At 69.2% G+C, this 763-nt stretch carries 1 protein-coding gene; it reads right to left on the bottom strand.

From position 1 onward, the window contains the following. A partial coding sequence (locus ETD83_RS42095; protein ID WP_138650805.1) for a response regulator transcription factor occupies positions 1–649 on the bottom strand: 649 nt, incomplete at its 3' end. Positions 650–763: the final 114 nt, after the last annotated feature.

Genomic DNA, 763 nt, shown 5'->3' with positions numbered 1-763 from the left:
GCTGTGCGGCGAGCGCGGCGGCCTGGGTGCGGCGGCTCATGCCGAGTTTGGCGAAGATGTTGGAGATGTAGTTCTTGACGGTCTTCTCGGCCAGGAACAGCCGTTCGCCGATCTGCCGGTTGGTCAGGCCCTCGCCGATCAGTTCCAGGATGTGGCGTTCCTGTTCGGTCAGGCCCTGGAGCGGGTCCTTCTTCTCCTGGCGGGTGCGGATGCGTTCGAGCATGCGGGCGGTGCTGCGCGGGTCCAGCAGGGACTGGCCGGTGGCGACGGTGCGGACGGCGCCGACCAGATCCGAGCCGTGGATCTGCTTGAGGACGTAGCCCGAGGCCCCTGCCATGACGGCCTCGAACAGGGCGTCCTCGTCATCGAACGAGGTGAGCATCAGGCAGGCCAGCTCCGGCATCTGGGAGCGGATCTCGCGGCAGACGGTCACGCCGTCGCCGTCTGGCAGCCGGACGTCCAGGACGGCGACGTCGGGCCGGGCGGCGGGGATTCTCGCCAGCGCCTCGGCCGCGGTGCCGGCCTCGCCGACGACCTCGATGTCGTCCTCGGCGGACAGCAGCGCCGCCACGCCGCGCCTGACCACTTCGTGATCGTCCATCAAGAAGACCCTGATGGTCCGTGCGTTCTCTTGGTCTTGATCGGTCATGGCAGATCGTTCCCTCGGCTCGGCGGTGACGTGATGGACGTTACCCAGCGCCCGGCGGCCGGTCACAGGGACGAACGTCCCGGTTCTCGGGCGCGCCGGACACGGGCCGGACGG

Origin of the sequence: Actinomadura soli (assembly GCF_005889715.1) — a bacterium.
Classification (GTDB): Bacteria; Actinomycetota; Actinomycetes; order Streptosporangiales; family Streptosporangiaceae; genus Spirillospora; species Spirillospora soli.
Note: the sequence above shows the minus strand (reverse complement) of the source record. Positions and strands in the feature narration are given on the sequence as shown.